Origin of the sequence: Natronosporangium hydrolyticum, from assembly GCF_016925615.1 — a bacterium.
GTDB lineage: Bacteria > Actinomycetota > Actinomycetes > Mycobacteriales > Micromonosporaceae > Natronosporangium > Natronosporangium hydrolyticum.
Window position 1 is genome coordinate 3,070,932 of sequence record NZ_CP070499.1, and the last position, 19,897, is coordinate 3,090,828.

Annotated in this window: 17 protein-coding genes; 8 read left to right on the forward strand and 9 right to left on the reverse strand. The window is 71.2% G+C overall.

Annotated elements, in window-relative coordinates:
- Window positions 1-1,161: a mandelate racemase/muconate lactonizing enzyme family protein gene (locus JQS43_RS13650; RefSeq protein WP_239674768.1), complete on the forward strand. Its 1,161-nt coding sequence runs from the start codon at window positions 1-3 to the stop codon at window positions 1,159-1,161.
- Window positions 1,162-1,172: 11 nt separating this feature from the next.
- On the opposite strand, the gene JQS43_RS13655 is transcribed toward JQS43_RS13650, so the two are convergent.
- Window positions 1,173-2,114, reverse strand: a complete 942-nt coding sequence (locus JQS43_RS13655) for a U32 family peptidase (protein WP_239674769.1) — start codon at window positions 2,112-2,114, stop codon at window positions 1,173-1,175.
- Between the two features lie 95 nt (window positions 2,115-2,209).
- Between JQS43_RS13655 and JQS43_RS13660 the strand changes: the two genes are divergently transcribed.
- Window positions 2,210-3,193 carry an IclR family transcriptional regulator gene (locus tag JQS43_RS13660; protein WP_239674770.1) on the forward strand — a complete coding sequence of 328 codons (984 nt, stop codon included), beginning with the start codon at window positions 2,210-2,212 and terminating at the stop codon, window positions 3,191-3,193.
- Window positions 3,194-3,603: 410 nt separating this feature from the next.
- Here the strand turns inward: JQS43_RS13660 and JQS43_RS13665 are convergent, their stop codons facing one another.
- From JQS43_RS13665 to fabG, 3 genes are read right to left on the reverse strand one after another with little or no spacing between them, the layout of a single operon-like run.
- On the reverse strand, window positions 3,604-4,629 hold the full coding sequence (locus tag JQS43_RS13665) for a zinc-dependent alcohol dehydrogenase (RefSeq protein ID WP_239674771.1): 1,026 nt from the start codon (window positions 4,627-4,629) through the stop codon (window positions 3,604-3,606).
- Window positions 4,630-4,648: 19 nt separating this feature from the next.
- Window positions 4,649-5,422: an SDR family oxidoreductase gene (locus JQS43_RS13670; protein ID WP_239674772.1), complete on the reverse strand. Its 774-nt coding sequence runs from the start codon at window positions 5,420-5,422 to the stop codon at window positions 4,649-4,651.
- Window positions 5,415-6,191 carry a 3-oxoacyl-ACP reductase FabG gene (gene fabG, locus JQS43_RS13675; RefSeq protein WP_239674773.1) on the reverse strand — a complete coding sequence of 259 codons (777 nt, stop codon included), beginning with the start codon at window positions 6,189-6,191 and terminating at the stop codon, window positions 5,415-5,417. Before fabG ends, JQS43_RS13670 begins: the two co-directional genes overlap by 8 nt.
- Window positions 6,192-6,361: 170 nt before the next feature.
- Here fabG and JQS43_RS13680 point away from each other — a divergent pair, with 170 nt between their 5' ends.
- The 4 genes from JQS43_RS13680 (at window position 6,362) to JQS43_RS13695 (ending at window position 9,593) form a co-directional block, all read left to right on the forward strand.
- A complete protein-coding gene (locus tag JQS43_RS13680; RefSeq protein WP_239674774.1) occupies window positions 6,362-7,165 on the forward strand; it encodes a SigB/SigF/SigG family RNA polymerase sigma factor in 804 nt (267 codons plus the stop codon).
- 31 nt (window positions 7,166-7,196) lie between these two features.
- The gene (locus tag JQS43_RS13685) at window positions 7,197-7,457 is read left to right on the forward strand and encodes a hypothetical protein (protein WP_239674775.1); all 261 of its coding nucleotides are present in this window, start codon (window positions 7,197-7,199) and stop codon (window positions 7,455-7,457) included.
- 130 nt (window positions 7,458-7,587) lie between these two features.
- Window positions 7,588-8,394, forward strand: a complete 807-nt coding sequence (locus tag JQS43_RS13690; RefSeq protein ID WP_239674776.1) for an STAS domain-containing protein — start codon at window positions 7,588-7,590, stop codon at window positions 8,392-8,394.
- Window positions 8,395-8,489: 95 nt separating this feature from the next.
- A complete protein-coding gene (locus JQS43_RS13695; protein ID WP_239674777.1) occupies window positions 8,490-9,593 on the forward strand; it encodes a SigB/SigF/SigG family RNA polymerase sigma factor in 1,104 nt (367 codons plus the stop codon).
- A 7-nt stretch (window positions 9,594-9,600) separates the two neighbouring features.
- On the opposite strand, the gene JQS43_RS13700 is transcribed toward JQS43_RS13695, so the two are convergent.
- From JQS43_RS13700 to JQS43_RS13710, 3 genes are all read right to left on the reverse strand, one after another.
- The gene (locus JQS43_RS13700; RefSeq protein WP_239674778.1) at window positions 9,601-11,997 is read right to left on the reverse strand and encodes a putative bifunctional diguanylate cyclase/phosphodiesterase; all 2,397 of its coding nucleotides are present in this window, start codon (window positions 11,995-11,997) and stop codon (window positions 9,601-9,603) included.
- Between the two features lie 11 nt (window positions 11,998-12,008).
- Window positions 12,009-13,268, reverse strand: a complete 1,260-nt coding sequence (locus JQS43_RS13705; protein WP_239674779.1) for an FIST signal transduction protein — start codon at window positions 13,266-13,268, stop codon at window positions 12,009-12,011.
- Between the two features lie 200 nt (window positions 13,269-13,468).
- Window positions 13,469-14,935 carry a hypothetical protein gene (locus tag JQS43_RS13710; protein WP_239674780.1) on the reverse strand — a complete coding sequence of 489 codons (1,467 nt, stop codon included), beginning with the start codon at window positions 14,933-14,935 and terminating at the stop codon, window positions 13,469-13,471.
- Between the two features lie 119 nt (window positions 14,936-15,054).
- On the opposite strand from JQS43_RS13710, the gene JQS43_RS13715 reads away from it, so the two are divergent.
- On the forward strand, window positions 15,055-15,606 hold the full coding sequence (locus tag JQS43_RS13715; protein WP_239674781.1) for a potassium channel family protein: 552 nt from the start codon (window positions 15,055-15,057) through the stop codon (window positions 15,604-15,606).
- Here the strand turns inward: JQS43_RS13715 and JQS43_RS13720 are convergent.
- Window positions 15,539-16,129 carry a shikimate kinase gene (locus tag JQS43_RS13720; protein WP_239674782.1) on the reverse strand — a complete coding sequence of 197 codons (591 nt, stop codon included), beginning with the start codon at window positions 16,127-16,129 and terminating at the stop codon, window positions 15,539-15,541. The two genes, JQS43_RS13715 and JQS43_RS13720, sit on opposite strands and share 68 nt — an antisense overlap.
- 225 nt (window positions 16,130-16,354) lie before the next feature.
- On the opposite strand from JQS43_RS13720, the gene JQS43_RS13725 reads away from it, so the two are divergent.
- Window positions 16,355-18,010, forward strand: a complete 1,656-nt coding sequence (locus tag JQS43_RS13725) for a DEDD exonuclease domain-containing protein (protein WP_239679433.1) — start codon at window positions 16,355-16,357, stop codon at window positions 18,008-18,010.
- Between the two features lie 30 nt (window positions 18,011-18,040).
- Here JQS43_RS13725 and JQS43_RS13730 read toward each other — a convergent pair whose 3' ends face one another.
- A complete protein-coding gene (locus tag JQS43_RS13730; protein WP_239674783.1) occupies window positions 18,041-19,882 on the reverse strand; it encodes an LVIVD repeat-containing protein in 1,842 nt (613 codons plus the stop codon).
- Window positions 19,883-19,897: the final 15 nt, after the last annotated feature.

The following is a 19,897-nucleotide window of genomic DNA, read 5'->3' on the forward strand; positions in this document are numbered from 1 at the left end:
GTGCGGATCGTCGAGATGAAGACGGTAGTGGTGGGCACCCCGTGGCGGGAGCTGACCTTTGTGGAGCTGATCACCGATGACGGCCAGCGCGGGCTCGGCGAGGCCCGCATGGTCAACAAGACCGAGACGCTCGGCGCGTGCCTCGCCGAGTTGGCCGAGCGGTACATCATCGGCACCGATCCGTTCGATGTGGAGCGGCTAGCGTGGCGGGCGCACTGGGAGGACTACGGCCGGGCGGGTGAGATCACCCAGTCCGCGCTCGCATGCCTCGACATGGCCTGCCACGATTTGATGGGAAAGTCGCTCGGGGTGCCGGTCTGGAAGTTACTCGGCGGCCAGTTCCGGGACCGGGTGCCGGCCTACGCCAACGGGTGGTACCAGGGCGAGCGGACCCCGGAGTCGTTCGCGGCGATGGCGAGCAAGGTGGTCGGCCGGGGCTACCGGGGGTTGAAGGTAGACCCGTTCGGCGCCGCCACCGCCGAACTCACCCGCGCGGAGCTGGCGCTGGCGACCGACATCATCGCCGCGGTCCGAGATTCGGTCGGGCCCGATGTGGCGCTGATGGTGGAGATGCACGGCCGGTTCACCGCCGCCACCGCGGTCGCCGCCGCCACCGCGATGGCGCCATATCGTCCGGAGTGGATCGAGGAGCCGGTCCCGCCGTATCACAACAGCGCCCTTCGACAGGTCCGGGCCGGCACCTCGCTGCCGATCGCCACCGGTGAACGGGTACACACGGTGCCGGAGTTCCGGGAGGTGTTCGAGGCCGGCACGGTCGACATCGTGCAGGCCGACCTGACCCATATCGGCGGCTTCACCGGGTTGCGCAAGCTCGCCAACTACGCCGACTCGTACGGACTGCTGATGGCGCCGCACAACGTCGCCGGACCGGTGGCGACCGCCGCCAACGTGCACTTCGCGATCGCCTGCCCGAACTACAAGGTGCTGGAGCACTTCAACGACTTCGCTGACCCGTGGGTCAACGATCTCGTCGACCAGCCCTGCCGGGTAGCCGAAGCGGACGGTTGCTTCGGCCTACCGACCGCCCCGGGCCTCGGGGTCAGCCTCGACTACGAAGCAGCCGCCGCCCGGCCGCGTACCCGGGTGCACTTCAACCTGATGCGGGACGGATGGCAGTTGCGCGACGAACTCACCACCTGACCGGATGCGGCTCAGGTCGCCGGCACCGGCAGGGCGAGCCCGTCGGCGCCGGCGACCGAGCAGTCCGCGTCGACCCCGGCGCGGCGCAGCAGATCCAGGCCCAGCCGGGCCCGACGGACCCGTTCCGCCGAGAGCGCCACCGCGGTCGCCTCCAGGTGGCTCCCCGAGGGATAGATGTCAGGCGCATTACGCAGCCCGAACTTCAGGTAGACCGGGGCGGCGACCCGGACCAGCCGGGGTTGTTCGTAGTGGCGGACGAAGCCACCGAGGTTGTCGGGCGCCTCCACATAGACGTCCAGCGTGGTCGGCACCGCCGCCCGGATCGCACCGATCTGGGCGATGCTCAGATCGGTGGGCAGGTTGATGGTGTCGGCGCCCAGGCCAGCGATCACCCGGGCGGTAGCGGGGTTCGCCACCGACAGCATCACCGACACCTTGGCCTGCATCTGTGCGGGCAACTCGCCGGCGGCACGCAGCTGCCCGAAGACGCTGAGCAGACCGAGGTCGGCGATGAGGACGCTGCGGACGCCGAGTTCGGCGGCCCGACGGATCTCGTCGACCGCCGCGGCGAGCTGGTCCGCGCCGCGGACGCAGGCGGCAAGCCCTCCCCCGGCCGGCGCGACCGCCATCGCCGAGGTGTCCCAGCCGGCGCTCGGCCGGGCGAAGAGACACAGCTCCACACCGGCGGCGGCAGCCATCGCGACCATCTCGCTGATCTCAGCGTCGGTGAGCAGCCCCACGCCGGTCCCCTGCGAGACCCGGGTCACCGGCACCTCGTAGCGCCGCGCCTCGGCCAGCACCGTCTCCAGGCAGCGTGGCCCCTCCACGCTGGGGATCTCCACCCGGTACGCAGCGCCGTCGGGGAACCGGAGTGGGGACGCTGGCAGTGCATGGGCGTCGGTGGCGGGCAGGTCGAGGTCTGTCAACAGCGCGTCTATAGCCGATGTCGTCATGCCAGGCTCCGAAATCTCGAACAACGTACGGAAGTTCGTACGAGGCAGGGTAGTCGCGGCGGTGACGCTGGTCAACGGCGCGTAGCATCACCCCGGTGAGCCGTGCGGTGCCCGCGGTGAGCCGGGCGTTGGACATCTTGGAGCTGCTGGGCGAGCAGCCCGCCCTCGCCGCGCCCGAGATCGCCGCCCGGCTCGGGCTGCCGCGCACCACCGTGCACGAGCTGCTGCACACGCTCAGCGCCCGCGGCTACCTGGTCACCGAGGCCAGCAACCCGCTGCGCTACCGGCTCGGCGGCCGGCTGTGCCACCTGGGCGGGCACGCCGCGGCCGGCCTCGACCTGACCACCGAAGCGGGCAGTGCCGCCCGGCGGGTCGCTGCCGAGTGTGGTGAAACCGCGCACGTAGCGGTCCTCGAAGGCATCGAGGTGGTTTACATCGCCAAGCAAGACAGCGCACACCCGGTACGGATGGTCTCCGCAGTCGGTCGGCGGCTGCCCGCCCACTGCACCGCGGTCGGCAAGGTGCTCCTGGCGGCGCTGCCCGAGGCGGCGGTCGCCGAGCGCTACCCGGCCGGGCAGCCGCTACCCGGGCTGACTGAACGCAGCATCCGGGACCTGCCGACGTTGCACGCGGCGCTGCGCACCGTGCGCGCCGACGGGATCGCGCTGGACGACTGCGAGGCCAACGAATCGGTCGGCTGCGTCGCCGCCCCGGTCACCGACCACACCGGTGCGGTGGTCGCCGGGTTGAGCATCTCGGTGCCAACTCCCCGATGGTCTGCCGCGCGCCGCACCGAACTGAGTGAGCTGGTGCGCCAAGGCGCCCAGGAGCTATCGCTCCGGCTCGGCACCGCGCGCGCCGACCACCGGGGCCAGCCACCACAACGCGGCCGCCGCCAGCAGGTGCCAGGCGGCGTGACCCTGCAGCAGACTGTCGGGCTGGCACAGGGCCGTCCGCTCACTCACCGTCCCGATCAAGGAACCGGTCGCGAGCAGCAGCAGCGCGACGCCGATGGTCCGGCGCAACCGGGGCCGCCGCCATGCCCGCCACAACCCCAGCCCGATCGCGGCCACCGCTAGCGCTGCCTGGACAGCGATCGAGGCTTGGGAACCAGCCGCCACCACCGGCACCATCGCCAGCGGTACCGGCAGCCAGGCCCACGACACCCACCGCCGCCCGGTCAGATCAGCGGCGGCGTCGGCGGCGACGAAGGCGAGCACTGCGGCGAGCGGCGCGTCGTGTGCGTACGCCTGCCAGGGCGGGTGCGGGCCGTGTTGGATCACCGACCCGACCCCGACGGCGGCGACGAGCGCCGCGTACCCGGCCCGGTAGCCGAGGCCGTGACCTCGACGGCCGAGCATGATCGCCGCCCCGGCGATGACGAAGGCGAAGCTGGTGACCGTGTTCGCTGGCTGCCCTAGCCAGCCCCCGAGGCCGTCGCCGAAGCGTTCGCACGCCAGCGCCAGCCCGTCAGCTTGGAGCACCCCGGTCACGCCAGCTCCGGCTCCGGCTGAATCAAGACCTTCAGCGCGCCACTGCCCCGGTCGGCGAGCACCGCCAGACCCTGCTTTACCTCGGTGAGCGGGAACTGATGGGTGATCAGCGGCGAGGGATCGAACAGCCCGGCGCTGTAGAGCGAAACCATCCACCGCCATGCCGCGGCCGAGGCGGCGAACGCGCCCTGCACCCGCAGCTGGCCGAGGCTGATCAGGTCCGGGTCGACCGCGGGCGCTGCCGCTCCGGAGATACCGAGCAGCAGCACACTACCGCCGCGGCGCGCCAGCCGGAGCGCGGTGACCGCACCCGCGGCCGCGTTACTCGCCTCAATCACCAGATCGAAGCTGCTGGCCAGCCCAGCAGCGTCGGGATCGTTGGTGGCGTCGGTGGCCCCGCAGGTGGCGGCGTACCGGATCCGCTCTGGGCGTCTCCCCACCAGGGTGAGCCGCTGCGGCGAGCTCAGCGCGCTCAACATCACCGCCAGCAGCCCGAGTGGCCCGTCCCCCACCACCGCGATCCGGGAACCGGCGGCTGGAACTCCCAGTTCGAGGAGGCCGCTGGCGACACAGCCGGCTGGCTCCAGCAGGGCCGCCGGCGCCAGCGGCCGGTCGGAAGGCAGCCGGTACGCCAACGCCGCCGGCACCACCAGCCGTTCGGCGAGCGCGCCCGGGTGGGTGAAGCCGGTCTCGGCGTACGGGCCGGCGCACAGGTTTCCCCGCCCCTCCCGGCAGCGTGGACAGGTGGCGCAGCCGCGCACGCCCTCGGCCACCAGCGGGGTGCCCGGTTCGAAGCCGGTCACCCCGGGGCCCACCGACACGACGGTGCCCGACCACTCGTGGCCCGGCACCACCGGATAACGCACGTAGGGGGCCGGCCGGCGGCCGTCGAGCAGCTCCAGATCAGAGCCGCAGATGCCGACCGCGGCCGGGGCGACGAGCAGCTCACCGGGGCCTGGCATCGGCACTGCTGACTCCACCAACCCGTACGAACCGGGCGCCGTGACCGTGAAAGCCTTCATGCCAGCTTATTCTGCCGGGTCAGCCGAGTCGGCCCGCCAGCCCCGCCCCACCATCGAGCACCATCGTCTGCCCGGTCACCCAGGCGGCTTCGTCGGAGAGGAGATACGCAACCGCCGCCGCGACATCGGTGGGTTCCCCCAACCGGCCGAGCGGATAGGCCGCACCGGCCTCTTCCTCCCGCCCGCTGTACAGCGCCTCGGCGAACCGGGTCTTCACCACTGCCGGCGCGACCGCGTTGACCCGCACCGTCGGCGCCAACTCCAGCGCTAGCTGCCGGGTCAGGTGTAGCAGCGCCGCCTTACTGATGCCGTACGCCCCGATCCCCGCCGCAGGCGCCAAGCCGGCGACCGAGGCGACGTTCACCACCGACCCACCGTGCTCGCCCTGCCAGGCCTGGTGCACCCGTCTGGTCCACGCCAACGCCGAGATCAGGTTGATCTCCATGATCTTGCGGATCGCCTCGGTCGGCACCTCCAGCAACGGCGCGAAGACCGGATTGGCACCGACGTTGTTGACCAGGTAGTCGATCCGGCCAAAGGTGGTCAGTGCCGCGGTGACCGCCCGCTGCTGGTGCTCATCGTCGTGGGCCTTGCCGGGCACCCCGATGACCTGCTCCGGTGAACCGAGCTCGGCGACGGCCGCTGCCAGCCGCTGCGGATCCCGCCCGGTGATCACCACCCGGTCGCCGCGGGCGATCAGCGCCGCGGCGATCGCCTGGCCGATGCCGCGGCTGGCGGCGGTGATGATCCCGGCCCGCGCGACCCGGTCAGACCCGCTCCCCGGCTCAGTCACAGGGTCCGCCCGCAACGTAGATCACCTGGCCGGTCACGAATCCGGCTTCGGCGCTAGCCAGGAACGACACCGTATGCGCCACGTCCTCCGGACGACCCACCCGGCGAACCGGAGTCTGCTCGGCGGCCCGTTGCTGGAAGTCGTCGAAGTCGACCCCCACCCGCTCGGCGGTCTGCTTGGTCATCTCGGTGACGATGAACCCTGGCGCCACCGCGTTCGCGGTTATCCCGAACGGCCCCAGCTCGATCGCCAGCGTCTTAGTGAAGCCCTGCAACCCGGCCTTGGCCGCCGCGTAATTCGCCTGGCCCCGGTTGCCCTGCGCCGACCGGCTGGACAGGTTGACCACCCGACCCCACGTCGCGGCCACCATGTGGGACTGAACGGCGCGGGTGAACAGGAAGGCGCCCCGCAGGTGCACCCGCATCACCGTGTCCCAGTCCTCGTCCGCCATCTTGAACAGCAGGTTGTCGCGGGTCACCCCGGCGTTGTTCACGAGCACGGTGGGTGCCCCGAGCTCGGCGACGACCCGGTCGGTGGCGGCCGCGACCGCCTCGGCATCGCTGACGTCGGCGCCGAGGCCCACCGCCCGGCCACCCGCGGCGACGAGCTGGTCGGCGCTCGCCCGCGCCGCCTCCTCGTCCAGGTCCACCACCGCCACGGCGAGCCCATCGGCGGCGAGTCGCCGCGCGGTCGCGGCCCCGATGCCCCGGGCACCACCGGTGACGATCGCTACTCGGTTGGTCGATGTCGGGTCGTTGTGTTCAGGCATGTCGGTAACCTACCCGCCCACCCCTACCCGCGGGTAACCACCGATCGGGCGACGTTGGAAGTACCCCAGGATGACCTCGGCTTAGTCCCCCGTTTGGGGGGTAAGCCAATCAGCTGGTCGGATACGATAACTCGGCGCATGGACTACGTCCACGACCGGGGGAGGGCGTCATGACCATGACCGCGGCACGGGCACGGACCACCGCCGTTGGTAATCCGCACGAGGCGCTCCATCAGTTGGCAGCGCTCCCCATGCACCACCCGTCCCGCCCAGCGGTGCGGGACCAGGCCATCGTGGCGTGGCTGCCGCTCGCGACCGATCTCGCCCACCGCTTCGCCGGCCGCGGCGAGCCGCTCGCCGATCTGCTGCAGACCGCCACGGTCGGACTGATCAAAGCGGTGGACCGGTTCGACGTCGACCGCGGCACCGACTTTCCCGCCTTCGCGGTGCCGACGATCGTCGGCGAGGTGAAGCGCTACTTCCGGGACCAGACCTGGGATCTGCACGTGCCCCGCCGCTTGCAGGAGCTACGCCGGGCGGTCGCGCAGGCGACCGAGACGCTGTCACAGCGACAGGGCCGGACTCCGACGATCGGCGAACTCGCCGCCGAACTCGAGGTCTCCGAGGCTGAGATCCGCGATGGGCTACGGGTCTCTGGTGCGTACACCACCATTTCGCTGGATGCTCCGGCCACTCCCGGCGGCGACGAGCCCACCGCCACCCTGGGTGAACTGCTGGGTGCGGAGGATGTCGAGCTGAGCCGCGCCGAGCTGCGGATGGCGGTCGCGCCAGCGGTAGCCACCCTCTCGGAGCGGCAGCAGCGTATCCTGCACATGCGGTTCTTCGGCAACCTCACGCAGGACCAGATCGCGCGCCAGATCGGCATCTCACAGATGCACGTCTCGCGGCTACTCAGCCGGATCCTGACCGACCTGCGGGAGCGGCTCTACGATTACGCCGAGCCAACCAGTTAGGTCGGGCCCGCCCGCGGGTAGCCCACCGGGCATGCGATCCCAACGCCGCGCTGCCCAGGGCACCGTGGGGCACGCGTACAGCGCCCTCAACCTCCGGCTGGCGTTCGCTTTGTTCGGCTTGGTCAGCTGCGCTGTGCTCGCGTTCGTGTCGTTCCGGCTCGACGCGCCGGTGCTCGGTTGGCTACTGGTGGCGTTGGCCGTAGTGGCGGTCGTAGACCTGATCGTCATACAACTGCGGCGGCGTGCCCGGCACCGGGAAGAACCGGGCACGCGCCGGTCGCTCTTCGAGTAGCTACCGGGTAAGGTCGGGCGACGATACAGAAGTGTCCGGGCGGGTTGGTTGAGGTGCCCGTTGACCGGGTAGGGGGCAGAGCACAAGTCGGTGTTCGGCCACTATGCGCAGATGATTGAAGTCCTCACCTATGACGCAACTTACCTACCAGCTCGACCGGCGGTTCCCGATCGCAGTCATCCGGCTCACGGGTGATCTCACCGCCGGCAGCGGCCCGTACGTCCGCGCTGCGGTCTCGGAGGCGCTGGTAGCAGAGCCGACCTCGGCGATCGTCGACCTGAGCGCGGTCCAGGCCGCGGACGAGTTGATCGCCCGGCTACTGCCGCAGCTGGCGACCGAAGCGACCCACTGGCCCGGTACCGAGCTGCTGCTGTGCGGCGCCGACCCGGCGGTCGCCAGGGTGTTACAGGCCAGCAGCGACGGCTCCGGCCACCCCCTCTACCCCACCTTCGACGACGCACTGGCCGCGGCCGCTCTGGCACCCGTACCACATCGGGTGCATCGCCGGCTCGAGTCGACTGTCAACGCCCCCCGCGAGGCACGGGAGCTCGCAGCCGACGCCTGCGCGGAGTGGGGGGTCCCCGACTGCGTCATCGCCACCGAGATCATCGCGTCGGAGCTGGTCACCAACGCGGTTCGGCACGCCGGCACGATGCTGGACCTTCGGCTGACCCTGCGCGACCGGTCACTGCGGATCTCGGTGCAGGACCGCAGCTCCCGGATGGCCCGGCTCCGCACCCCTACCAGTAGTGACGATCACGGACGGGGTCTGCTCATCGTCGGCTCGGTCGCCACCTCCTGGGGCAGCCAGCCAGCGGCCGGGGGTAAAGTGGTGTGGGCGACGTTGAATATTGGCGGACGATCGGGACGAAGCCGGCACCAGGGGCAGGACTCCGACACCATCGGCGCCGAATTCGGCGGGCCCCGGGAGGTTTAACCGACCCCCGGAGTGGATAAACAGGCTACGGAGAAGACTCCGACCTCATCAGTCACAACGAGGTCCGCTGCCTACGCTTCGAGACGGGGGCGACCATGGACCCGCTAAATATAGATACCTGGCAAACTGAATCAGAACTACGCTTCGTCCTCCAGGGCGAGGTTGACCTGGCATCAGCGCCCGCGCTGCAGGAAGCCCTTGAGGCGGCGCTCGCCGGCCCCAACCTGGACCTGGTCGTCGACGTCTCCGAGGTGCACTTCCTGGACTGCACCGCCGTAGGCATCCTGCTACAGATCTGCGGTAAGGCTGAACCCCAGGGCCGCCGGCTACGAGTCACCGGCGCCACCGGGATGGTCCTGCAGGTGATGGAGACCGCGGGTGTGGCCAAACGACTCGGCGTCTACGAGTCCGCCGGGCATTGGCAGAGCGACGACGAGTCGACCTCGGACGAGCTGCTCGCCTTCCTGCTGGACACCATGAGCCAGCTGCCGACCGGCGTCCGGGAGCGCGACCAGCTCCGGGACCGGGTGGTAACCGCCGGCACCCCGTTGGCCCACGCCCTGGCCCGCCGATTCACCCATCGCGGTGAGCCGTTCGACGACCTGTACCAGGTGGCGATGGTCGGCCTACTGAAAGCAGTCGATGGCTACAACCCGCATCGGGGTCGCGAATTCGTCGCCTACGCGAAGCCGACCATCCTGGGCGAGCTGCGCCGCCACTTCCGCGATCGGACCTGGTCGATGAGCGTGCCTCGCCGGCACAAAGAGATGCGGCTCGCGCTCAACGGCGCCCGCGACGAACTCGCCCAGCGGCTCGGGCACTCGCCCAGCGTGGCCGAGCTCGCCGAACACCTACAGACCAGCACCGAAGAGGTGCTCGGGGCGATCGAGGCGGCGCAGGCGTACCAGTCCGTGCCGCTCTCCACTCCGGTGGGTGAGGACGAGGGGGTCACCCTCGCCGACATGGTCGGTTCCGACGACCCGGACCTGGAAGCGGTCGAGAACCGAGCGGCGCTGCCGGTGCTGATCGGCAAGCTTCCCGAGCGGGAGCAGCGGATCCTGACCATGCGCTTCTACGGCAACATGACCCAGTCGCAGATCGCCGACTCCACCGGGGTGTCCCAGATGCACGTCTCCCGGTTGTTGCGCGCCTCGCTCGACCGGCTCCGCGAGGAGCTGTTCAAGGAAGAGGTCGGGTAACCCCTAGTCAGGCCGCCGGGTCGGGTGCGACCCGGGCTGCCGGGACCACGTTCAGCTCCACGGCGGTCTGGTCCACCCCGCCGTTGCGGAGGAGATAGTCGGTCGCTTCGGCCGCCGTCATCGGCGGTGCCAGCAGATAGCCCTGCCCCAGCGGGCAGCCCAACGCCCGTAACGCCGCCAGCTGCCGGGGGGTCTCGATCCCCTCCGCAACCGCCGCTAGCCGCATCGAATCGGCGATCGCCAGGATCGCTCGGACGATACTGTGGTCCTTGTCTTTGACGGTCATGCCGTGGACGAAACACAGATCGATCTTTACCAGTTCGATCGGGAATCGCTGCAGGTGGCTGAGGTTGGAGTACGCCGTGCCGAAGTCGTCCAGCGCGAACCTGACCCCCGCTGAGTGCAGACCTATGGCTCGGTCGGCGACCTCCTGGCACACCGTGCCGTACTCGGTGATCTCCAACCACAGGTCGCCCGGGGTCAACCCGGCTGCCCGGACGGTGGCCAGCAGGTCATGGGTGGACGCGGGGTCGCGTAGCTGCTCCGCGGTGGTGTTGACGCTGATCGCTAGCTGCGACCCGCCGGGCAGGCCGCGCCAAGCGGCCAACTGCTCGCACGCTTGCCGGGTAGCCCACTTACCGATCGGCACGATCGCTCCGGTGTCTTCGGCCATCGGAACGAAGACGTCGGGCGGCACGTTGCCGTGCCGCGGATGCTGCCACCGCAGCAGCGCCTCGAACGCCACCACCTGCCCGGTGCCCAGGCCGACGATTGGCTGGTAATGCACGGTCAACTCGCCGCGCTCCAGTGCGTGCCCCAGCTCGGCGCGCAGGTCGAGGCGGTCCAACGCCCGATGGGAGGCGGCCTCGTCGAAGACCTCGACCGCGCCGAGCCCGCGCTCCTTCGCCACATACATCGCGGCGTCGGCGTTCCGGAGCATGACGCTGGCGGTGGTCTCGCCCGGCACCCCGAGCACCCCACCGACGCTGAGCGACACCGGCACCCGCTCCCCCTGCACCGGGAACTCCCGCTCCAGCGCGCGGCTGACCCGCCGGCCCACCCGAGCAACCTCGTCCAGATCGGTCACCGCGTCGAGCACCACCACGAACTCGTCACCGCCGAACCGGGCCAACAGGTCGCCGGGTCGGACGCTGCGCTGCAGCCGCTCGCCGACCTGTTGCAGCAGCTCGTCGCCGGCCTCATGGCCGTAGAAATCGTTGACCGCTTTGAACCGGTCAAGATCGCAGAAGAGCAGCCCGACCCGGTCGGTGCGCTCCGGGCGCAGCCGCTCATCCAGGTGTTGGCCGACCAGCACCCGGTTGGCCAATCCGGTGAGCGGATCGTGGGTCGCGCGGAGCTGCAGCGTCCGGTAAAGGTCGGCGTTGACCATGGCCACCGCCAGGTAGTTCGCGAAGATCGCCGCGACCTCCCGGGCATCGGCAGCGAACGGGTGCTGCCGGGCCCGCTGCGCGTAGAGCACCGCGGTGAGTACGCCGTCGCGAACGACCGGCACCCGCAGGCTGGTGGAGGAGGTCCGCGGCAGCAACTGTTCGTGAGCTGCCTCCTCGCCGGCGCCGACCAGTGGGTAGGGGTGCCACACGTCGGCGGCGGCGGCCGGCTGCGACCACAGCGCAAGCTCCGAGTCGGAGAGGCCTCGGTGAGCGCGCAACCACCCTTGGCCGTCCTCGATCGTTACCGCCCACGTCCGCTCGGCGCCGGTCAACTGGCGCAACTGCTCCACCGCCTCGTCCAGCAACGGCATCAGGTCCAGATGACGGGCGAGCCGATGACCGTACCGGGCCAACCGCTCGATCACCAAGCTCCGCTCCCGCTGCTCCACGGCGTCCTGCAACCGGGCCGCGACCGAACGCAGTATCTGCAGATCGGAACCGGTGAACGGCTCCGCATCACGCCGCAACAGGACCAGCAGGTCGTCGCCGGCCGGCTCACGGGAGAGTGGAATCCAGGCCCCCGCGCGGATCTTCAGGGTGGCCATCCAGCTCGGCAGGTCGGTGAGCGCGCACCCGCTGCGGTTGACCACCTCACGGGTCTGCAACGCCTCGGCGGCGGGCGGCGTCACCGGCCACCCCTCCCAGAGCACCGGATGTTCCTCCGGCAATCCGCAGGCCCCGGTCACGACCAGCCGCTCGGCCCGCCGGTCCGGGTCAACCGCGGATTGCGCTGGCGGTGAGGCCGGGTCGGCGGGCTCCGCGAGCCGCGCGAGCACCACCACGTCGGCCCGGAACACCTCAGAGACCGCGGAGAGCGTCTTCTCCAGCAGGTGTTCTGGGTCCGCCTGTTCACCCAGCACCGACAACAGTCGGATCAGCCGGCTGGTGTCCCGGTACGCGGTGTGCGCGGCGGCGGTCGCCACCGCCAACTGTTCATGTACGTCTACCGACACTCTGACCCCACCTACAACGCGATCGTGGCGAGCGTGGCGTTGTGGTAGCCGGCCACTCCGGTGGTCCGCGCGAACTCGCCGTATGTATAGAACCCGAAGGTGGTGGCGCCGCTCGCCGCGCGCTGCACCGCCACCGCTTCGGCGCTGGGGTCTCCCAACAACAGCTCCAGCCGCGACAGGCAGCTGAATGCCAGCAGCACCGTCGGCTCGCGCTCCGCCATCGCTCCGATTACCACCGGCGACACCACCGAGAGCAGGTCGGCCGGGGTGGTCCCGACCACCTGCACCGGCGTGAACAGCGGCACCGGCACCAGCGTGCGCAGCTCTCCGGCCGAGTCCAGATAGACCGACCGCACCACCAACGACCCGTCTGGCTGCAGCAGCCCGAATGCGTGCGCCGGCTGTGGGCCCGGGCCGTGCAGCCAGCCCGGCCGCAGACCCCAGCGGGGATCGTCGAGCTGCTCCCGAACCACAGCGACCGCCGGCCGGCCGCCGATCTCCTGGACCGCTCGGCCGTCGACCTGGGTCACCAGCAACGGCAGGCCGAGTGGACGCCAACCGTGCCCGACCGAGACGGTCAGCTGCCACGGCGCGTTGATCCAGACCGCCACCGCTGCGTCCTCGAGGACCCGGTCACCGTCGAAGACCAGGGTCCGTTCGACCAGCCCGTCGTCGGCGGCCGCCCCCCCGATGACCGGGACCGCCGCGCCCGCCACCTTGTACAAGCCGGCGACCAACGCTTGCTGATCGCCGCGCAGGCCGTCGGCGAGCACGAGGATCGCCGAGTGCGGCGACGGTTCGTCCCCGGCGGCGCGGCGCGCGGAGCGGGCCAGTGCCCGGCCAGCCGCCTCGCTGTCGCGGGAGAGTCCGACCACCGAACCCACCCCGAAATGGTAAGGGCCCGCGGACAACGCCAGCACCGCCACGCCCCGGCCAGGTCGGGTCAAGCCGCCGTCATGGATTGCGCCACTGGTGGTGGCGCCGACCAGCGGCGCGTCTCCGGTCACGTCGCGTACCCCGGCCAGCAGCTCTGGCAACTCGTAACGGACCGAACCGTAGACCATGACCAGGGCCGGCGGCTCGGCACCGAGTCCGCCGACCGCCGCAGCCGCCGCTGCCTGGCCGGCGGCTCGGCTGTCGGCCATCTCGCTAGCGCCGACGCCGCTGCGAATCCGGTCCTTGCCAGCCGCGTCGGCCCTGGCCGCCCCATCGCTCAGCTCGCCGCTGCCCGGCTCGGGAACCCCGGTGAGCTGGCGGTCGGTAGACGACATGATGATCCTCCCCCCGCCAACCCCCGATAGTGTCACACTGTGTAGCGCAACGGTAGCGGCGAGATCCGCTGGTGAGCACGATCAAGCGTCCGCCTGGCAGGCCCTGACCGGTCAGCGACGACCGACTCGCACGAACGGAGGAGGCCACGAAGCGGAGGCGGCCACGAAGCGGAGGCGGCCACAAAGCAGAGGCGGCTAGGTCAGGAGCGGGCGCCGGTGAGACCCACCACGGCGGCGAGGCCGAGCGCGCTGCGTGGTGCGTAGCTGACCCGCCAGACCCCACCGTGGGCCGCGGCCGCCGCCTCCTCCTGCCACGGATGCCGCTTCGGCGGGGCGGGGTTCCGCAGGTCGTGCACGAGCAGCGCGGCCATCAGCGTGTTGCTCGTCGCCGGATCGAACACCTCGACCCCAAATGCGTGCACCCCTGCGTAGGCGGCGGCGAGCGCCCGGTTCTTCACCACCGAGCGGGTCCGGGTCATCGGCGCCACGGTGAGGCTGACGGTGGCGCCGTTACTGCGCGCCTCTGTGGCCCGCCACCGCTGCACCCGCTTCGCGAGGGCGTAGTTCGGCCCCTGTTGCGGCACCAGACAGTCGAAGATGCCCGGGTCCGCCCCGGGCGGGTAGTTGCGGCGCAGCAACCGGCCGGCGGATAGCCACCGCACCGGCCGGCTCCAGACCGCCCGGTGGGCGTACGCGGCGGCCGAGTGGGCGACCACCTCGTCGGGCACCGCGTAGACATCGGTGGGCGTCGCCAGGAACGCCAACGCCGTCTCCGGACGCTGCTCACGAAGCTGGACCGCCACCGCGTCCGCGGCGGCCGCGACCCGGACATGGGTGCCGCCATCGGCGTACGCGTAGTTGCCGAGCACCAACCGGCCAGGCTGCTCACCCAGCCACTGCGCTACCGCGGGCGCGTCGTGGATCAGGTTGGCGCCGGCCCGGCGGGTCAGCTCGCCGTCGCCTCGCACTGGGATCCGTAGTTCTCCCGCGTAGCGGCCGGCCAGCGGCAGCAGCCGGGACCAGATCTCCGGCCGCGGCAGGTCGACCGCCGCGATCCGGCCGCCCCATCGCAGCAGGGCGTGGACCGGCCCCATCTCGGCGCCGGCACCGAGCACCGCTACCGTCAGGTCAGACAGGTCGAGCCAGTCCGGGTTGGCGGCCACCGCGCGTACCGCCTCGGCACAGGAGGGTTCGATGATGCCGCGCTCGACCCAGTCGTCCAATTGGCGCTGCAGCCCGGCGCCGCGCAGCCGCTCGCCCCGGTACGGCACCGACAGCTCCGGTTCGACCGCGCGCGGACCGGTCACCACCTGGGTGGTCAGCGGCTCGGTTACCGGCCAGCCGCCGGCGAAGGCCTCAGCCAGCGGCGGCTCCGGCGCCGCGGCCGGCTGGTCCGTGGGGCGGACCCGGAGCTGCTGGTGCAGTGTGGCCAGCCCGTCGCGGGCGATCTGGCGGGCCGCCGACGGGTCATCGACCCCGGCCTCGACCAGTCGCCGAAAGTGCGTCAGGTAGCCGCTGCGCCAGTTGGTCTCCTGCTCCGCCGCGCGTGCGCCGACCGGGTCCACCCGGCGCAGCGCACCAGCGACCACCGCCCGCCCCACCGCCGTAGTGCTCCGGGCACCGTCCGCGCGGCTGACTGGGAAGACCACGCCGGTCGGTCCCTCCATGGGTCGCTCCTCCCCTGGCTCGGCCGGCTGCGATCACCGTGACGTTGTCCCACCGCCATGCTGCCACCGTCGGGCGACTTTCGCTGCCGCAGCCGTGGCCAATATCCGACAATTCGGGTATGACGCCACGAGGTGCACAGCGGGCCGGCCGGGAGATAGCCCGGGCGCTGGCGGCATGTGCCCTACTGACCGGGATCTACTACCTGGTGCCGGTCGAACCCGGCATCGATGCGTTCTGGCGAGTTGTCCGCTCCGCACTCTCGGTGCTGGCGATCCTGGTATTGGCGGTCCTGATATCCCGGTCGGTGGTCCGGCTACTCCGCAACGCGGCGGGCAGCCGGCCCGCGAACCTCCTGGTGGCGCTCTGGGCCGGGGTGGTGCTCTTCGCCTTCCTGGACTTCCAGCTCGCGGTCGGCATGCCCGGACAGTTCACCCGGCTGGATACCAAGACCGACGCGCTCTACTTCGCCGTCAGCACCCTCACCACTGTCGGCTACGGCGATGTCCACGCCAGCGGGCAGTGGGGTCGCGGGTTGGTGATCCTGCAGCAGTTGTTCAACGTCGGAGTACTGGCGACCGCCGGCGCGGTGCTGCTCGACCGGCTCACCTCCGGCCATCCGCCTCCTCCGCCGCCGCCGAACTCCCCGACACCTCCCCAGCCGAACCGGTAACCGCCGCCAGCACCGTCTCGATCGTCTCGGACGGCGTCTGCGCGGCCACGTCGACGACCAGGTCCGCGACCTCGCGGAACCGCGATTCCCGCTGTTGGTGCTGGCGACGCAGCATCACCAGCGGGTCGGCGTCATAGCGCGGCCGGTGGTCCCGCGGGTCCATCCGCTCGGCGAGCACCTCCGGCGGGGCATACAACCACACCACGAACGCGTCGGCGAGCGCCGCGCGGCAGGCGGCATCGTCCACCACGCTGGCGGCAGCCGCCACCACCGGTGGGGGTGCGGCGGCGAGGGCATCCCGCAGATGCGCCGCCTCCCGCGAGTGCAGGGCAGGTTGCCCCAGGGTGGCGTACTGCTCCGCGGCGGAGTCACCAAACCACTCCAGAAGGTCGGCATCGCTGTCCCGGAACGGCCGACGCAGCGCGGCCGCCACCCGACTGCCCACTGTAGTCTTCCCGGAACCCATCAGCCCGACCACCACCACCGGCTGGTCGTCCTCGCCGAGATTCGACAATGCATCCACCTCCCCGGCAAATGCTAGAGGCCCGCCGACCGCCACCGTGACCTGCCCGGCTGTCGGAGGGTGCGGTTAGCATCCCCGGCATGCGCACCTGCTACCACTGCCTGGGCCCGGACCAGGTGCCAGCGCCGGGCGGCCCTCGTGCCGGCTGAGGCCGGGCGCGGCGGCCACAGCTGGCAACCCGCGCTCTTCCCCGGGCTCACCGACACCGCCACCGACCCGCTCCAGATCGAACTTCATGAGGTCACCTTCACCGTGGTCGACCTGGAGACGACCGGCGGCGCACCCGACGGCGGCGGGATCGTGGAGGTGGGTGCGGTAAAGGTCCGCGGCGGAGCACAGCTGGGTCAGCTCAACACCCTGGTCGACCCCGGCACCGGGCTACCGCCGATGATCACCGCGCTCACCGGTCTCACACCCCAGGCCCTGCGGGGCGCTCCGCCCCTGCCCGCGGTGCTGCCGAGCCTGCTCGAGCTCCTGGCCGGATCGGTCTTCGTCGCCCACAACGCGCCCTATGATGTGGGCTTCCTCAAGGCCGCCTGCCGCGCCCACGACTACCGCTGGCCAGCGCCGGTGGTGGTGGACACCGCGGCGCTGGCGCGTCGAGTCCTGCACGCCGACGAGGTCCCCGACCGGAAGCTCGCGACGCTGGCCAGGCACTTCGGCACCTCGGTACAGCCTCGTCACCGAGCGTTCGACGATGCCCTAGCCACCGTCGAAGTGCTGCACGCCCTGATCGGACGACTCGCCGGGCACGGCGTCTACACGCTGCGGGACACGGTGGAGTTCGTCAAGGCGGTGCATCCGGTGCAGCGGCGCAAACGTTCGCTCGCCGAGGGGCTACCCCACCGTCCAGGTGTCTACCTCTTCCGGGGCGCCGACCACAAAGTCCTCTACGTCGGCACCTCCGGCGACATCCAGACCCGGGTGCGTAGCTACTTCACCGCCGCCGAGCGTCGCGGCCGGATCCGGGAGATGCTCGGCGCGGCGGACCGGGTGGAGGCGGTCGAGTGCGCTCACGCGCTAGAGGCGCAGGTACGCGAGCTTCGGCTGATCGAGGCCCACCGCCCGCCCTACAATCGGCGTTCCCGCGACCCGGGCCGGGTCTGGTGGCTCAAGCTCACCGACGAGGCGTACCCGCGACTGTCGATGGTTCGCACGGTCGCCGCCGACCGCGCCACCTACCTGGGGCCGTACCGGACCCGCCGGGCGGCGGAGACCGTGGCCACCGCGGTGTATGACGCGGTGCCGCTGCGCCAGTGCACCGCCCGGCTGTCACCGCGCCGCCCGTCCACCGCGTGCGCGCTGGCGGAGCTGGGCCGCTGCCCGGCCCCTTGCCAACTCGCGGTAAGCCCTCCTGAGTACGCCGCCCAGGTCGTGGCGCCGGTCCGGGACGCCTTCGTCGGTGATCCGGGCCAGCTGGTCACAGCCCTGCGCCGCCGGCTCACCAGCCTCGCCGAGCAGTCCCGTTACGAGACCGCGGCGCAGGTCCGGGCACGGCTGACCGCGCTGCTGCGCAGCTGTATCCGGCAGCAGCGACGCGCCGGGCTGATCCGGATCGGCGAGCTGTGCGCCGCCCGGCCGGCCGGCGACGGCTGGGAGCTGGTGGTGGTCCGGCACGGCCGGCTCGCCGGCGCCGGCTACGCCCGCCCGGGCATCCCCCCGCGGGAGGTGCTCGCGGCGGTCCACGCCACCGCCGAGACGGTCGCTCCCGGCCCGGCCGGGGCAGCCACCGCCGAGGAGACCGACCGGGTGCTCGACTGGCTGGAGCAGCCGGAGACCAGACTGGTCGAGGTGAGCGAGGGCTGGGCCTCCCCGCTGGGCGGGGCGGCCCGGTTCGCCGGGCTGTTGGCCCAGCTGGAGCAGGCGGCGCGCCGCGGTTGACCGATGATCGACGCGGCGCGCCGGCCCAACTCAGCCGAGCGCGTCAGCGAGTTCCCGCAGTGCGTCGGCGAGCGCGGCCTGCTCGCTCTGCGCCGGGTCTAGCTGCTGCGCCGCGGCCCGCAGTTGCGCCGGCGCCGCCCGGTGCTGCGGACCATCGAGAAACTGCTCGGCCCGGTCGATCAGGAACTCGACCCGGGTGGCCACGTTCGTGGCCATGGAGTCGCCGCGCTGCGCCTGCGCGTACGTCGCCCACACCAGCTCGAAGCTGGCCGGCCAACTCAGCCGGGGTTGGTGCTGCGGGTTGAACTCCGCGAGCGACACTGAGCCGGCGACCTCGATCTCGGCCGCGGCGAGGTGGTCGCTCGGCGTCAGCGCCAACACATCGAACCCTCGGGCGATCTCGCTGCCGTAGATGTGCCCGTTGTAGTAGTAGGCCGACCAGAATCCGCCCAGGGTGGACAGCGGGGCACCGTTGGCGTTGTGCCGTTCCGCGACCGGGCCCCGGTCGAAGTAGGCGATCTCGTACGGGTCGGCCGCCTCGGTGAAGTCGAAGACCGAGATGCCGCCCTGATACCAGGCCTGGACCATGATGTCCCGGCCAGGCACCGGCACCAGCGAACCGTTGTGGGCCACGCAGTTCTCGTACTCGGTCTGGGTGACGGGGAGCTTGTAGTACGAGGCGAACTGCATGGCACCGTCGACGATATCGAAGATGGCGTTGGCGCCCCAGTTGATCGGGTCGCCGGGTCGGCAGCGGGCGCCGGTGCCACCGCCCCACTCATCGGTGAAGACCACTGTGGTGCCGTCGTTGTTGAAGGTCGCCGAGTGCCAGTACGCGAAGCCGGGGTCGGTCACCTCGTCGATCCGCACCGGGGCGGCCGGATCGGAGATGTCGATCAGGATGCCGTTGCCCTGGCAGGCGCCGGCGGCGAGCCCGATCTCGGGGTAGGCGGTGATGTCGTGGCAGGCGTGGCTGGCGGTGGTGTTCTGGGTGTTAGGGCCGTGATTGCCGCCGGGCCATAGCCCGTGCGGGTTCCCGGTCGCCGGGTCCGCCATCAACCGGGCCTCGTGGACGATCTGCGCCGCGGCCGGATCGGCGAGCGGGACCTCGATCACCTCGACCTGGAACCGGGAGGTCAGGATCGGGTTGCCGTCGGCGTCCAGGTAGTCGTCCGGATCGTTCGAGCTCGGAGTGTTCGTGCAGCCGGCCAACTCCTCGGCGGGCCGCACCCCGCCGATCCCGGAGTTGTAGACGTAGACCCGATCGGCCTGCGCCGGGTCGGTGACCAGCGTGTGCGTGTGCGAGCCTCGGCAGGTCTGTACCGCCGCCACCTGCACCGGCTGGCTCACGTCGCTGACGTCGAAGATCCGCACCCCCCGGAACCGGTCCGGGTTGACCGTGCCGGGAGCCCCCTCGGTCCCGCAGTCGATCCGGGCGCTGGTCTGCTCCACCGACATGAACAGCAGCGAGCCGTGGATGCTCAGGTCTCCCTGACCACCCGGGCAGACCACCGTGGTCACCGCGGCCGGCTCGGCCGGGGTGCTGATGTCGTAGATGCTGAAGCCCTGATAGTTGCCGACGAAGGCGTAGTCGTCGCGGAACGCCAGGTCGGAGTTGGCGTGGTTAAGCGAACCGATGGCGGCCGGGTTGTCGGGCGCATCAGGATGGACAAACGCGTCCGGCTTGTCCAGATGGGCGAGCAGCTCCAGATTGCTGATCGCCTCCTCCGCGTCGAGCCACCCGGCACCGAGGCCGGGGCGCGGGTCGTCGGTCTGCGCGCCCGCCGGGGCCACCAGCAGACCAAGCGTCAACGCGCTGACGGCGACGACCACCAAGCCGCGACGGGGAAGGGGACCGATCGCGAGGTCCACGGGGACCACCTCATT